At 49.3% G+C, this 13,974-nt stretch carries 14 protein-coding genes; 8 read left to right on the forward strand and 6 right to left on the reverse strand.

Going from position 1 to position 13,974, the window contains the following annotated elements; translation table 11 throughout:
- Positions 1-66 precede the first annotated feature (66 nt).
- Positions 67-801: a glycerophosphodiester phosphodiesterase family protein gene (locus N8M53_RS06065; protein ID WP_269579861.1), complete on the forward strand. Its 735-nt coding sequence runs from the start codon at positions 67-69 to the stop codon at positions 799-801.
- A gap of 59 nt (positions 802-860) precedes the next feature.
- Positions 861-1,625, forward strand: a complete 765-nt coding sequence (locus N8M53_RS06070; RefSeq protein WP_269579862.1) for a DeoR/GlpR family DNA-binding transcription regulator — start codon at positions 861-863, stop codon at positions 1,623-1,625.
- 69 nt (positions 1,626-1,694) lie between these two features.
- On the opposite strand, the gene N8M53_RS06075 is transcribed toward N8M53_RS06070, so the two are convergent.
- The 5 genes from N8M53_RS06075 to N8M53_RS06095 all read right to left on the reverse strand — a co-directional run bounded on the left by N8M53_RS06075 (position 1,695) and on the right by N8M53_RS06095 (position 6,970).
- The gene (locus N8M53_RS06075) at positions 1,695-2,960 is read right to left on the reverse strand and encodes an ABC transporter substrate-binding protein (protein WP_269579863.1); all 1,266 of its coding nucleotides are present in this window, start codon (positions 2,958-2,960) and stop codon (positions 1,695-1,697) included.
- Positions 2,960-4,408, reverse strand: a complete 1,449-nt coding sequence (locus N8M53_RS06080; RefSeq protein ID WP_269579864.1) for an ATP-binding protein — start codon at positions 4,406-4,408, stop codon at positions 2,960-2,962. Before N8M53_RS06080 ends, N8M53_RS06075 begins: the two co-directional genes overlap by 1 nt.
- On the reverse strand, positions 4,398-5,117 hold the full coding sequence (locus N8M53_RS06085) for a response regulator (RefSeq protein WP_269579865.1): 720 nt from the start codon (positions 5,115-5,117) through the stop codon (positions 4,398-4,400). Before N8M53_RS06085 ends, N8M53_RS06080 begins: the two co-directional genes overlap by 11 nt.
- 267 nt (positions 5,118-5,384) lie before the next feature.
- Positions 5,385-5,486, reverse strand: coding sequence for a MetS family NSS transporter small subunit (locus N8M53_RS06090; RefSeq protein WP_100297978.1), 102 nt, complete (start codon positions 5,484-5,486; stop codon positions 5,385-5,387).
- Positions 5,483-6,970, reverse strand: a complete 1,488-nt coding sequence (locus tag N8M53_RS06095) for a sodium-dependent transporter (protein ID WP_269579866.1) — start codon at positions 6,968-6,970, stop codon at positions 5,483-5,485. Before N8M53_RS06095 ends, N8M53_RS06090 begins: the two co-directional genes overlap by 4 nt.
- 753 nt (positions 6,971-7,723) lie before the next feature.
- On the opposite strand from N8M53_RS06095, the gene N8M53_RS06100 reads away from it, so the two are divergent.
- From N8M53_RS06100 to emrD, 5 genes are all read left to right on the forward strand, one after another.
- Positions 7,724-8,998, forward strand: a complete 1,275-nt coding sequence (locus N8M53_RS06100; RefSeq protein WP_269579867.1) for a patatin-like phospholipase family protein — start codon at positions 7,724-7,726, stop codon at positions 8,996-8,998.
- 5 nt (positions 8,999-9,003) lie between these two features.
- Positions 9,004-9,561 (forward strand): sugar O-acetyltransferase, encoded by a 558-nt coding sequence (locus tag N8M53_RS06105; RefSeq protein ID WP_269579868.1) that lies wholly within the window; start codon positions 9,004-9,006, stop codon positions 9,559-9,561.
- Positions 9,562-9,718: 157 nt separating this feature from the next.
- Positions 9,719-10,324, forward strand: a complete 606-nt coding sequence (locus N8M53_RS06110) for a GTP cyclohydrolase II (protein ID WP_269579869.1) — start codon at positions 9,719-9,721, stop codon at positions 10,322-10,324.
- Positions 10,325-10,430: 106 nt separating this feature from the next.
- On the forward strand, positions 10,431-10,892 hold the full coding sequence (locus N8M53_RS06115) for a methyltransferase family protein (RefSeq protein WP_269579870.1): 462 nt from the start codon (positions 10,431-10,433) through the stop codon (positions 10,890-10,892).
- Positions 10,893-11,083: 191 nt separating this feature from the next.
- Positions 11,084-12,292: a multidrug efflux MFS transporter EmrD gene (gene emrD / locus N8M53_RS06120; RefSeq protein ID WP_269579871.1), complete on the forward strand. Its 1,209-nt coding sequence runs from the start codon at positions 11,084-11,086 to the stop codon at positions 12,290-12,292.
- A gap of 158 nt (positions 12,293-12,450) precedes the next feature.
- Here the strand turns inward: emrD and N8M53_RS06125 are convergent, their stop codons facing one another.
- The gene (locus N8M53_RS06125; RefSeq protein ID WP_077607913.1) at positions 12,451-12,786 is read right to left on the reverse strand and encodes a DUF440 family protein; all 336 of its coding nucleotides are present in this window, start codon (positions 12,784-12,786) and stop codon (positions 12,451-12,453) included.
- Positions 12,787-12,986: 200 nt separating this feature from the next.
- Here N8M53_RS06125 and N8M53_RS06130 point away from each other — a divergent pair, with 200 nt between their 5' ends.
- Positions 12,987-13,829 carry a hypothetical protein gene (locus N8M53_RS06130; protein ID WP_077577837.1) on the forward strand — a complete coding sequence of 281 codons (843 nt, stop codon included), beginning with the start codon at positions 12,987-12,989 and terminating at the stop codon, positions 13,827-13,829.
- Positions 13,830-13,974: the final 145 nt, after the last annotated feature.

Raw genomic sequence — 13,974 nt, forward strand, 5'->3', positions numbered from 1 at the left:
CACGAGACAATACGGCTAACGCTGTCCTACAATACCCAAATGACTGATTGAGATGAGATTGTTCAAATGAAAATCGCGCCACAGCAACTATGTGGGCATCGAGGTGTCGCTGCTCATGCTCCAGAGAATACGTTAACGTCTATTTCAAAAGTGCGAGAGATGGGGTTAAGTTGGGTAGAGATCGATGTGCAGCTGACCCAAGACGGTGTTCCCGTGGTGTTTCATGACCATAACTTACTGCGGTGCACCAATGGGGCTGGGGCGTTAAAAGACACGCCCTTAGCCGAGTTGCAGCAGCTTGATGCAGGCGGGCACTTTTCGCCCACGTTTGAGCATGAAAGGGTACCCACGCTCGCGGCGGTTTTAGCCCAAGCACATCGTGATGCGCTTCATATCAACCTCGAGATCAAAACCTATCCGGATAGCGATATTCCCGCGTTATGCCGCGCGATATTTACCTGCCTATCGGCAAGCCCTATCAGCCTCGAGAAGGTATTAGTCTCATCTTTTTCTCTTGAGGCACTCGCGATTGTTCGTGATGAAATGCCTGAGTTATCGCGGGCGATTTTATGGGAAACGATCCCCGAAAATTGGTATGAATTTCGGGACTTAGCCACGTTTAGCATTCACTGCAACTATCGCCACCTCACTCAAGAGAAAGCCAAATCCGTTAAAGATTCAGGTTTAGCGTTGAAGTGTTATACCCCCAATGAGCCTGCTGAGGTCGAAGCCTTGTGGGATTGGGGAGTAGACATGATGATCACCGACGATCCAGGTAAATACTTAACACACTCAGACTGACAAGAGGTAAACCGAACCGTTGGCTGGGCGGTCGAGAATACGATAAAGAAGGAGCATACGTGTCACAAGAGGCAGAGCTAAATTGGCGTCAGCGCGAAATATTAGCGCAATTAGCGAAAACAGAGCATCTCGAAACGGATGATTTGGCCGCGCAGTTTTCGGTCACCACGCAGACTATTCGTCGTGATATTAATCAGCTCTGTGCGCTGGGCTTAGCTCGACGTCACCATGGCGGCATCAATATGCCTTCTGCGCATGTCAATACCGATTACCAACGCCGTTTGCAAAGGCATAGTGGTGTGAAAACGGCGATAGCACGCGCAGTGGCAGAGCACATTCCTGAGGGGGCGACTGTGATGCTTGGGATCGGTACCACGGTTTCTGCGATTGCTGAGCAGCTATTGACAAGACGCGACCTTCGCGTAATCACCAATAACGTACAGATCGCGCATATTCTGGGAGCTAACCCCGACCTCGATATTTGGCTAGCCGGGGGGAAGCTGCGCGCCAATGACCAAGATATGGTTGGACACTCGGTGCTTCAGTTCCTGTCGCGTTTCCAACCGGATATTGCCATTATCGGCTGTGCGGCGGTCAATGAAGAGGGGTGGGTGTGTGAGTTTTCACCCGATGAAGCGGATGTCAGTGACACCATGCTCAGTGCGGCGAGTGCACGTTGGTTGGTGGCAGATGGGTCAAAGTGGCAGCGCAGTGCGCCGGTGAAAGTGACGACCTTAAGTCAGTTTGATTATGTGTTCACCAACGATGTATTGAGCAACTATTCAACGTTGCCGCCAGATATCGCTTTTATTCCTTGTGACTAGCACAATTCCCAACTCACGAAAGTGCTAACTGCCGACTGATAATGGGTTATCACCGCTGTGTGACGGGAATTAAGCTTGCGCGGATAAAATAGCGCGATACAGTGCCTCGGTCGCTTCACGCGGTGTTTGTTCTGGGTTGTAGAAAAACTCATTAATCACATCGAATACCGCGCTTTGTACATAACGTGTTGTAGAAAGGCCGTGCGACATACTGGGACTCAAGGTGCCATTCTCTTGCGCATAAATAAACGCATCACGTGATTGCTGTGCACATCGGTCTCCCTGGGGGAGGGGCACGTCAAACCGGATAGGCAACGAGCCTTTGTAACGGTTAAAGTCACGCTGAAATTGTGGTGTGAGCAAATATGAGGCCATGTCTGTTTGGCTTTGTCGCTCACTTTCGCTGTTAGGCTTGAAAAAAACGAAGCTGTCGACATTGTAGCTAAAGGCTTTTTTCGTCCCAGGAAAGGCGACACAGGTAAAGGCTTTGCCTTCTTGCTGGTCGGCGGCTAAAAATTCGCCTTTCGCCCAATCACCCATCACTTGCATACCTGCTTGGTTATCGATCAACAGTCGTGTGGTGTCGCTCCAGTTGCGCCCTTGGCCTGAATCATCGACGTATTGACGCATTTTAGCCAGCAGGGTAAAGGCTTTGACCACATCGTCACTCAGCAGTGCTTTGCGGTCAAAGTCTAAAAAGGCACGTTGATAATCTTGTGGCCCTAATACTGATAGTGCCAAGCTGTCGAAAAGCGTCGCGACTTGCCATGGCTCGCCGCCTAAGGCTAGAGGAATATAGCCTGCTTGTTGCAGCTTGTCGGCGGCAGCAAAAAAGCTATCAAAGTCGGTAGGGATGTCGGCATTGGCCGCTTCAAAGGCGCGTAAGTTGACCCACAGCCAATTTACCCGGTGAATATTGATTGGCGCCGCCACATAGTTACCTTGGTATTGCATCACATCACGCAGTGGGGCAGGGATTTTATCTTCCCAGTGTTCCGCTTCAGCAATCTCATTGAGGTTACGCAAAAAGCCTAAACGCGCCCATTCAGTGATCTCTGGCCCTTTAATTTGTGCCGCGAGGGGCGGGTTGCCACTGATGGCGCGGATCCTCAGGGTGTTCATCGCACTTATCCCGGCACGACCACCGACCGCGAAGTCTTGCCATTGATGGCCTTGTTGCTCGATGCCTTCTCGCAAGACAGAGGCGGCTTTGGCTTCACCTGCCGATGTCCACCAGTGTAAAACTTCAACATCACTCGCAGGCACTGCAAGGCTGTAGGTGGCTAGCATGCCACTGATGATCCAGTGAGAGAGGTGTCTATTTAAGCGTGTCATTATTCTTCTACCCGCGGAAAACTGATATCAACTTGCAAGCCACCTTCACTGCGGTTACTGAGCACCATATCCCCACCATGCGCGTGGATGATATCGCGGGCAATCCCCAACCCAAGCCCTGAACCGTCATTGTCATCGTGTAAGCGAACATAAGGGTCAAACACTGAGTCGAGCTCTTGCTCAGGAATACCTGGCCCTTCGTCAATCAGGGTAATATCTAACGTGTGTTTGGCGTCCATTACGTAAATCGTCACTTTATCGCCGTATTTCACACCATTATCAATTAAATTGGATAAGCAGCGTTTAAAAGCGAGTGGCTTGCAAGTAAACGGAGGCACCGCGTCACTTTCAATACTCACTCGGATGCGATTTTGATTGTGTGGCTCGACAATCATCGCTAAAAAATCAATGACATCGATAGCCGCCATGTTCTCGTGGATATCGGTATCTCTTACGGTTTGCACCGCACCTTTGACCATGATTTCTAAATCATCTAAATCCTTGTTGAGCTTTGCCGTTTGTACTTCGTCATCAATTAATTCTGCCCGTAAGCGTAAGCGGGTGATGGGCGTTTTTAAATCATGTGACATGGAGCGGAACAAAGTTTCGCGTTCACGCAAGTGGCGTTGCAATCGGCGCTGCATACGGTTAAACGCGCGCGTCACAATCGCGATTTCAGCTGCCCCTTCTTCTTTGAGCGGTGGCTGCTCGATATCGGTGCTAAATAAGTTCGCCGCTTTAGCTAATCGCTTCAATGGCCGAGCTTGTTGGCGAATCAAGGTATAAGTAAAAAACAGTAATAGCGCGGTGATCACCACGATGAAGACCACTTGATCAGCGGTAATCAAGGTATCGTCGAGCGTGACATAGGGCGCGGGCAATAACGCGGCGATATAGATCCACTCATCTTGTTTCAGCTCCATTTGTACCACCAATATGGGGGGATTCAATGGCTCTAGACTTAACGTATGATGCGCCCAGGACTTGGGCAAGTCTTGCAATAGAATGTCGTTATTCAGTACGCGTAAGGTTTCAGGGCGCGAAAAATCAACATCAATGGTATTTAGCGAGGGAAGCTGCTCGTGCAGGATTTGCGATACCGTGCTAATTGCCACCTTTTTTGCCTGCGTGTCTTCAATGGGTGTGATTTGGATTTTTTCTTTATTAAAGGAAACAAAAAACCGCGTCCCGCCCATATTACGTAATTGATTAAGCGCAACATGCCGGTAAGCAACAGGTAACGATTGAAAGAAGGTGGTGGTTGACGCAAACATGTTAGCTAAGCTCGCAGACGCTGATTCTAGCCCCGCAAGCTGAGTACGTTTTGATTGGGTATACCAAATTGAGGTGGCAATGCCCTGCGCCAATACCACGGACAACAAGGTCAGCAGCAAGGTGCGTGATAGCAAAGAGCGGGGGATCAGCTTTTCTAGCCAGTCATGATTCATATTGGATCTCAGCGACAAACATATAACCTGCGCCACGTACGGTCTTAATCAAGTTCGATTTACCGGTATCACGCAAACGCTGGCGTAAGCGGCTAACTTGTACATCGATACCACGTTCTTGTGCCTGTGCGTCACGACCTCGTGTTGCTTGGCTAATCGCATTACGATCGAGCAATTGGTGTGGGTGATCGATAAACAGCATCAGCAGAGCATAATCAGACGCCGACAGCTCTATTTCCATGCCAGTGACAACCTGGTGCAATTGCTGAGTGGCAGGCTCTAGACGCCATTGGCCAAACCGAATCGCTTTGGGTCGGGACAGCGTGGTTTCCTGCAATTGCTGGGTGCGACGTAACAATGCACGGATACGGGCGATCAATTGGCGCGGACTAAAGGGCTTGGCAATATAATCATCGGCTCCCAGCTCTAGCCCAACAATTTGATCCGTTTCGTCTGATACAGCGGTGAGCATGATGATAGGCACACTCGAATCTTTACGAATGCTTTTGCATAGGGTAAAGCCATCATCCCCAGGGAGCATCACGTCGAGTAAAATTAAATCTGGGTATTGGACAGCCAGCTTAGTTTGCATCTCATGACCGTTTTGCGCGGTCATTACTTCGTAACCGGCTTTGGTGAGATAAGCTTGGAGAAGCTCTCGAATTTCGACATCGTCGTCGACCACTAAGATGCGTTTGGCTGAAGCCATATCGCCATTGTCCTCGTTGCTAAAGTCAGTTCCTCCATTATCGGTGCTTTATCGTTGAGATGCTACAAACAAAGCCGCACTTTGTGTAATTAATCAGCGACTTGTTGATAACCGCTTTAGTGATGATGTCAGAGCAGACACCCAGGGTGGAGAAAGGTATAAAAAGGCAGATAGTTCGTCGCTTGACGGCGCGAAAGCGCTAAAAGACAAAGCCCTCGATTAAGAGGGCTTTGGTTGACATCATAGTGTGACATGAACGGCGAAGCGCTATTCGCTATTGCTGTGCATGGCTTTACGAATACATAAGGCTGCGCCACCCCAAGTGACGGCAAAGCCGATAAGCATCATGATAATTGCGCCTGTTGTCATGAGTCTGTCTCCATATCGCGAGCTGGGGTCGTGGTGCTATTAACGATAATACCAACCACCAGCATGGCAGCGACCAAGCCCCAACCCAGGGTCAGTAATTCGAATTGTGCGTAACCGCCGTAGCCTTCGTTGAAGGTGTCAATCAGGTTTTTCACCAAGATCACCGCCAGCATAATGGGGCTGATAAAGCGGATACAAATTTCCATCCACTGACCCACGCTGAATTCAGAGACACGGTTAACGTACTGACGGATGTCTGACAGTTTAACTAGCCAGCCCACCAGCAGCAGCTCAAGCAAACAGCTTGTGAGCAGTGCAACGTTGTTAACAAAGTAATCGACCAAGTCAAGCAGCAACAGACCACCGTTAGTGGCGAACGCCATTGATACGACAAAACCCACCCCACATACGACTGTCGCCGCTTTTTGGCGAGTCACATTGAGCTTATCCATGATGGATGAGGTCACGGCTTCAATGATGGATATGTGCGAACTCAAGCCAGCAACAACCAATGCGAGGAAGAACAATGGGCCAAGAATATAAGGAATAGGGAGCAAATTAATCGCGGCAGGTAGCGTGACGAACGCGAGGCCAACGCCCCCGCTGACGACATCGGTGATCCCTTTGCTTTGTTCCGCCGCCATATAGCCAAGAATCGAGAAGATCAGCACACCGGCAACAATTGAGAAGCCACAGTTGATCAACACCGTCATCAAGGCATTATTGTTGACGTCGGACTTTTCTGGCAAATAGCTAGAATAAGCGAGCATGATGGCAAAGCCCACCGACAGCGTGAAGAAGATCTGCCCGTAAGCGGCGGACCACACACTGGCATCGGCCAACTTGCTAAAGTCAGGCGAGAACAGATAGTTCAACCCATCCAGCGCGCCTGGCAACATCACCACTCGGCCAATGAGCAACAACACCATGATAAACAGTAAAGGCATCATGATTTTGCTGGCTTTTTCGATGCCGCCTTTCACGCCACGGAAAACCGCCGCATAGGTAATCGCCCAAGCAATGATCATTGGAATCGCGATGTGCCATTGCCAATCACCCAAGCTGGTGGGAGAGTTTTCACCGAGTTTTAGGTAGTCGGAGAAGAAGAACGCGTTAGTATCAGTGCCCCAGTCTTGTCCGAACGAAAACCCAAAGTAGGAAATGGCCCAGCCAATAACGGCAACGTAATAAATCCCGATCGTTGCGGCGATTAAGACTTGGAACCAACCCAGCCATTCAAATTTGGTATTGAGTTTAGAGAACACCACAGGCGACGAGCCGCGTAGCTTTTTCCCTAGACCAAATTCCATAATCATAAATGGAATACCCGCAGTGAGCATGGCGAAAAGGTATGGAATAAAAAAGGCACCGCCACCGTTCTCATAGGCCATGTAAGGGAAGCGCCAAATATTCCCTAGGCCGACTGCTGACCCCACGGCAGCCAGGATAAACCCAGCGCGTGAGCCCCATTGTTCTCTTTTCATATCTACTTACTCCTTTGCGAATCGCCTTTCTTTACGCCCATCCAAATATGCAGTGTTGTGAGGCTGCGTTTTTTGGCCGATATGAAAGAAATAGCACATTCCCGCAATATTGATTTTTAACTTCCTGTTGCCCGAATGTTGAATTTTTTATCTAAAGCGGGCAGTCATTGCACATTAAGCACAGCGTGAGGCTAAATCAATAGCCTTAAAACCAACAAGTTAGCAAAAAAATGGGGGTTAACCTGCTATTGGTAGAGTGAGATAGATATAAATCATGTTTTGTAAACTCTATGTAGTGATAAAAACTATGATAATTATCAATAAGTGGTGATTAATGGTTATTTTTGTTCGCTCGTCAATTGATGAAAAAAACAACGCCAAGACGTGTTGAGCGCGTGCCACAACGCCAGAAAACATGATCTCATTAGCAGAATTTTAGGCAACAAAGACGCACACTAAATGTGGTTTATACTTGTTATAGCAGCGTTATTACCTAGGAGGACATCATGAACACGACGCTCACTTATGCATTAGTTACGACAGCCTGCGCGCTAGGCCTAATTTTTACGTTTGCCGCTGTGGCGGTGATGGCATAGACCACTCCTGGTTGGGTGGCTGGCGACGTGATGACGTTGCCAAGGCACAGTAGCGCTAGCACAGTGTTACACGACGCGTTAGACTGTGACACATAGCTAATTAAAAATAGTCAATAAAACATAAGCATAACGCTAAGTGTGATGGTAAGGGGCGAACGTGGTAGAAACCAATCAAGCCGTGCAGCCCACGGTGTTGACCGACAATGCGCTTGCCGCTGGCGCACAGAGCGCGAGTCACTCGCGGCCGCAACGTATAGCCCTAGTGCTTCAAGGGGGCGGACAACGAGGCATTTTTACGGCAGGTGTGCTGGATGCTTTTTTAACCCACCGCTTTGATCCTTTTGAGCTTTATTTTGGCACGTCGGCGGGAGCGCTTAATATGAGCGCATATGTTTGCCAGCAATACCAATATGGCTACCGCTTTATTACCCAACTCACTACGCAAGAACGCTTCTTCCATTTGATGAAGTATGTGCGTCGCCAGCATTACATGGACTTGGATTGGGCGCTAGACACGGCATTACCCGGTAAAGAAACGGCCCTGAATATGGAAGCAGCGCGACGCCATCTGCAAAATCGTTATGCTTATGCCTGTGCGACTGACGTAGATTCTCTGCAACCGGCTTTTTTCTCACTGACCGAAGACACCTGGCCAGATGCCCTGAAAGCGACCTGTGCCATTCCGCTTCTTTACCCGCATCCGGTGAACATCGGTGAGCACCGCTATGTCGATGGTGGGGTTACTGCGGCGATTCCGGTGAAAGAAGCGTTCGCACGCGGTGCCGATATTATTGTGGTAGTACGTACCGAGCCTGTGATAGAGCAAGAAAAGCGTGAAGAGGAAAACCGCCGATTTCTTGAAACACTACGCGAGCGCTTTGAGGCGAAGAGGCCGCAATTTAAGCTCTCCGACTATTTATCAAACTTTGAGTCAAAATATCGACTCGCACGCTTTGAAACCTTCCAGAAAGAGCTCAGTAAGCAGCTCGGTGAACTGTCAGATCGCTATAAGTCCAGCCGCGAGCAATTGGTTAGTCGTGTGCGCGACAGTATGAAAGAGAAGGCGATGCAAAATGGTGGTCGTTGGCTATTTGGTGGCGACACGATTTATCGGCTCCAGTCTTTATCCGGCAAGCCGCTGAACACTGAAATGCTCAAGATGCTGACGACGCATTATCAAAGCTACCAAAGTGAACTGCAGTTTTTGGCGTCACCGCCTGCGCGTGCTCAGATAGTGCAAATTGCGCCGAGCGCTCCGTTGCAAAGCAGTGCCTTACTGAGTAAGCCGGAGGCATTGGAAGCCGACTATCAGTTAGGGGTCTCGCTGGGAAACCAATTTTTGCGTGAATACGGTGACTCGCTGGTCTCTATGTCGACGGTAGATAACCCTGGCTTTGAGTCAACGTCAGTAACAATGCCGCAGCAAGGGTAGAGCCGATGACAGAGTTTGAAAAAATGCAACGTGGCCTGCCTTATTGTCCCGCGGATGAAGAGCTCACTTTGTTCCGGTATGCCGCGCGTCGACTTTGCCAACAGTTTAACCGGCTAGATCCTGAAGATGCAGCCAGTTTAGCCGTGGTAACCACCAAGCTATTCGCGCGTATTGGCGATAACGTTGAAATCGACGCGCCTTTCTTTTGCCATTATGGGATGAATATTCATCTTGGCAACAATGTTAGCGTCGGCCCAAATTGCACCATATTAGACGGCGCGCATGTCAGTATTGGCGATAACGTGAGTATTGGCCCTAACGTTGGGATCTATACCACGCGCCATCGCGTATTACCGCGAGACATTGCCCGCGGTGAATGTGAGTCCTCTCAGGATGTCATCATCGGGAATAACGTCATCATCGAGGGGAATACAGTGATAAAAGCAGGCACGGCAATCGGTGAAGGGGTAGTGATTGAAGCCGGATCAGTGGTTGATACGGATATCGAACCCTTTTCTATTGTGGCTGGTAATCCGGCTGCGGTGGTTCGCCGTTTGCAGTGATGAGGATAGAGACAACTCGACAGACGCCTCTCAATATGATTTTATCGCATCATCCCTATAAATGTTATAATATAACATTTTTGAATTGGCATACTGGTGTGGGTGTAGTAATGTTAGCGCCCTCAATCGGGTATCAGCAGTAAGAGATAGACGCAGAATGGTTAAAGTTAGGGCCCGAGTGCCGTTGAAAGTCGGGGTGGGAAGTCAGATCCCAGCAGAGATCCTTTCCTTCTATGGTTTAGAGTCTGAGCAAGAGCACGTCGCGCTGATTTTCCAACAAGCCGATAAAAAAGCCGAGCCGCCTTTGGTTCGCATGCATTCCGAGTGTTTAACCGGTGATGTCTTCCATTCCTCTCGATGCGATTGTGGTGAGCAACTTGAAGAGACCATCCAAAAGATGGGTGAAGATGGCGGTATTATTCTTTATTTGCGCCAAGAAGGGCGTGGGATAGGGCTGTATAACAAGCTGGATGCCTACAAGCTACAAAGCGAAGGCATGACCACCTATGAAGCGAACAACCATTTGGGGTTTGCGGATGATTTGCGTGATTTTGCCGAAGCGGCACAGATGCTCAAAGCACTTGAGATTAACTGTATTCGCTTAGTGACCAACAACCCTAAAAAAATTGAAGAGCTACAAGCGGCAGGTGTTACGCTTAAAGAAGTGATCGGCACTAAAGCCCACCTTAAAGACGGTAACCGTAACTACCTTAAGGCGAAGATTGAGCACGGCAAGCACCGTCTCAATATTGAGCAAGATTAAACATTCGTCGCTAAAAATTGACTAATTTGCCAGCTAGGCAGTGACAATCACTGCCAATTTTCGCTACATTACTGCCATTATATCAGTCATTGCTCAAGGACGAGTCATGCGGGTGCAAACATGGCATTATCTCTTTCCCCCATTGCCACCGGTGGCGATGCTCATTGCTATTGCAATTGGTTTATCACTGAGCCATTTCTTCCCTTTTTCACTTGTACTCGGTGCCCCGATTTTGGCTGCCTTGCCATTAGCGTTAGCCTTGGGGTTATTAGTCGCGGCTAAATGGGCGTTTCACCGCCACCACACCACGCTTGATCCACTGCAAATGCCCTCAGCGCTGGTAACGACTGGGATCTATCGCTATACCCGCAACCCCATGTACTTGGCGTTAGTACTCATCATTGCCGCGGCTGGGCTTTATTTTAATGCACTATGGTGCTGGGGGATGATTCCTGCCTTTATGGCCTACCTATCCGCCACGTTTATTCCTGCTGAAGAAGCCCGTTTATCACGCCAATGGCCTGATGACTTTGACGCTTACGCGGCCCGTGTCCGACGCTGGTTTTAGGATTAGATAAACTAATCTTTAATATAATAAAGAATCGGGATCGTTATTATCGACTCTGATTGCGACACCCTCTCTTAAAGCCTATCATTCGCCTGTCTATCATTAGGTGGCTGGGTGGGCTAGGCCTTTACCCTCAACCTCGCTACCTGTTTCTTACTTATTTTCGCATAATTATTTTTAGGAGTGCTGGTATGTCCTCGGCAATGCCTATGGGCAAGCTATTGCTATTGATCGTCCTATTAGCGGCGGTTGGGCAAATGACCCAAACCATGTATGTACCATCCATCGGTGCAATGGCAGACAATTTCGCGGTATCGCCCGCTTGGTTACAAGCGGTGATGGCTTGTTATCTTATTCCTTATGGGTTATCGCAGTTTGTTTATGGTCCGGTCTCCGATCATATCGGTCGTAAGCCCGTTATCTTGTTTGGATTAGCTCTGTTTTTAGTCGGGACGGCTATCACCTTGGTGGCCACCTCCTTTACGGTATTTTTACTGGGCAGCATTGTGCAAGGAGCAGGGATTGGCTGTGGTGGTGCCATGGCACGCACCTTAACCCGAGATTGTTTTGCGGGGGCAAAGCTGCACCGTGCCAACAGCCTGGTAAGCATGGGATTAATTTTTTCTCCGCTCGTAGCCCCGCTTCTGGGAGGCTTTTTGACTGAGGCGTTACATTGGCGTGCCAGTTACTTCTTTTTATTGTTGCTCGGTGTATTGGTTTACTCCGTCATGGCTTGGCGGTTTAGTGAGACGTTGCCTGCCGATTTGCGCCAACCTGGTCATTTTGGCGCGCGCTATCGTCATGTGATGCGATCACGTCAGTTTAAAGGCTATTTGCTGTGCTTGATTACCGTTTTTTCCGGTGTGTCTTTGTTCGAGGCGGCGGCAGGTGTGATCATGGCAGATGCGTTGGCGTTGTCGCCGAGTGTGATCAGTTTGCTGTTTGTCGTGCCCCTGCCGGCTTACTTAGTCGGGTCAGGGTTGTCGAGCCGGCTTTCCGAGAGTATGGGGTATTATCCCACCCTGACATTGGGCAGTGTCTTAGCGTTGTTGGGGGCAGGCATCATAGGATTGCCCGGTATGCTCGGTGATGTGTCACTCTATGCGTTAGTTGGTGGCGGCTGTGTGTATTTTGCTGGTGCAGGTATTCTCTTTCCGGCTGCCAGTACGGGGGCGATTAGTCCTTTTCCTTATCATGCTGGTACGGCAGGGGCAATTCTTGGCGGCGCACAAAATCTATTGGCAGGGCTGGTAACACTCGTCGCCAGTAGCCTCGGTGTGGCTAGCCAGTTATCGTTAGGGGTCATCATGCTGACATTGGCGACGCTGGCAAGCTTGGGGCTGGTGATCAGTTATCGCGCTCACGCCCATGATGACACGGAGTCAGTGACGGTTCTGTAATTATTCAACCGGTATTATTCAATGAAGTCAGCGCCAGTCCGCACCGATAACGCTCAGTCATGTTTCCGCGACGGGATATCTACAACTGGACGCCGTGGGCGGCGCAGTCACATCCACAACGGCAGCTTCTGTCGCTGCCGTTAACCTATGGAGCGGGGCTAATGGATCTGTGTTGGGCTGCGCTTCCACAATAAATGACAGAATTTATTATCCGGGTCTCGACTGATGAGCATACGAACAAATACTTCATCTAACACCTCAGCGCCAGCTAACCCCATTTGCACCTCGGCACACTGCGATAAGTCAACATCGGCGCCCACATGCTCTGGCCAATCGCTGTTTACCTCAACCACCACAGCGCCACCTTCTTCTTCAAAGCGTGATTCATAGAGCATTAAGTCGTCGAACTCTAAGTTGTCTGGGGCGGTTTCGGCAAAAATCTCGAACGCGATCTCTAACACGGTCTCCAAGCTGAGTTGATTCTCTTGCGTCATGGTAAACTCTCATTGTCTGCATTTACGCGCACTATATCATGCTGTGAGGGGTATCTCAGCCGCGCCGTATCGGTTGATCTGCACAAAGAGGCACCTAAAGCGCATTCGCGTTTGTCTCCTCAACCGTCTGCTCCCATGGTCAAATAGATCACCTCTGGCTAAAATAAAAGCAGACCCACAGTTAGAGCGTTGATTTGTTTATGCAGATGACCAACAATAGCGCGCGTACTCAAACCTGTGTGAAGGTCGTGACTCAGTTGCAATCCAGAAACGCCTATTTACCGGAGCCCGACCGGCGCGCCCCGTTCCAATCTGAATTTATTCCCGTGATGATTAAAGCGGTGAAGCAACTGCGTGGTTTGCTCGGCAAGCGGCTTCACAGCGTCTATGTGAGTGGAGATATCGTTTGGCGGCGAGCCGTGGTGAAAGACAGCGTGCTATCGCTGACTGTGGTGTGCCAACATGCCCTGACGCTTGATCAATCGAACGCATTAAACACCTTGCTCTGGCGATTAAAAACCAGTCATAGCAAGGTGATCAGTGATTGCCATATCGATATCGTGACCGTGTCACATGTTAGAGATCTTTCACAAGTCTTTCATTGGGGATTCTTTTTTAAACACAGAGCCATTTGCCTCTATGGCCAAGACTTATCGGTCAGTTTTGGCTTGTTTGAAGCCAGCTGGGAAGTGGCGAAGGCGATGAATCCAGATATCTCTGACAAACTCGCGCGCGCTAAACAAAAAATCACCGCTGCCACCACATGGAATACCCAGCTTAATACCGCACAAGCGATTGCGGATACCCTGATACGCGGTGCATTTGGTTTGGTACTTCATAAAGAAGCGCAGTGGAGTGAATCACTCAACGAGTGTGCGGATGCTTTTATCAAACACTACCCGGATAAAAAAATGGCGATTGAGCGACTTTTTATCCTGCTAGAGCGCAAACCGGTAAAAAAACGTGCTGTCATGACCCTCCTCAATGACTTTGGCGATTGGTTGATCAAAGAATATGCGCGCATTGATTTCAAAATTGGATAACGAACCATATCGTGTCTGTCGGCGTTGAGCGTGTGAGAATTAAACTTATTCTGTGAGCTAACCCGCCTCATTCCCTACAAGTGAGTAACAGAATCTGATCTTGGTCAATAAAACGGTGTAACAAACTTTTCACAAAAGATGGTTT

The organism is Salinivibrio kushneri, assembly GCF_027286325.1.
In the GTDB taxonomy this organism is placed as follows: Bacteria; Pseudomonadota; Gammaproteobacteria; order Enterobacterales; family Vibrionaceae; genus Salinivibrio; species Salinivibrio kushneri_A.

Excerpts from the sequence above, each read along its gene's own strand:
- N8M53_RS06090 (WP_100297978.1), bottom strand. The coding sequence starts at position 5,486 with ATGACAACAGGCGCAATTATCATGATGCTTATCGGCTTTGCCGTCACT.
- N8M53_RS06125 (WP_077607913.1), bottom strand. The coding sequence starts at position 12,786 with ATGACGCAAGAGAATCAACTCAGCTTGGAGACCGTGTTAGAGATCGCG.
- N8M53_RS06075 (WP_269579863.1), bottom strand. The coding sequence starts at position 2,960 with ATGACACGCTTAAATAGACACCTCTCTCACTGGATCATCAGTGGCATG.
- N8M53_RS06130 (WP_077577837.1), top strand. The coding sequence starts at position 12,987 with ATGCAGATGACCAACAATAGCGCGCGTACTCAAACCTGTGTGAAGGTC.
- N8M53_RS06110 (WP_269579869.1), top strand. The coding sequence starts at position 9,719 with ATGGTTAAAGTTAGGGCCCGAGTGCCGTTGAAAGTCGGGGTGGGAAGT.
- N8M53_RS06065 (WP_269579861.1), top strand. The coding sequence starts at position 67 with ATGAAAATCGCGCCACAGCAACTATGTGGGCATCGAGGTGTCGCTGCT.
- N8M53_RS06085 (WP_269579865.1), bottom strand. The coding sequence starts at position 5,117 with ATGGCTTCAGCCAAACGCATCTTAGTGGTCGACGACGATGTCGAAATT.
- N8M53_RS06115 (WP_269579870.1), top strand. The coding sequence starts at position 10,431 with ATGCGGGTGCAAACATGGCATTATCTCTTTCCCCCATTGCCACCGGTG.
- N8M53_RS06080 (WP_269579864.1), bottom strand. The coding sequence starts at position 4,408 with ATGAATCATGACTGGCTAGAAAAGCTGATCCCCCGCTCTTTGCTATCA.
- N8M53_RS06105 (WP_269579868.1), top strand. The coding sequence starts at position 9,004 with ATGACAGAGTTTGAAAAAATGCAACGTGGCCTGCCTTATTGTCCCGCG.
- emrD (WP_269579871.1), top strand. The coding sequence starts at position 11,084 with ATGTCCTCGGCAATGCCTATGGGCAAGCTATTGCTATTGATCGTCCTA.
- N8M53_RS06095 (WP_269579866.1), bottom strand. The coding sequence starts at position 6,970 with ATGAAAAGAGAACAATGGGGCTCACGCGCTGGGTTTATCCTGGCTGCC.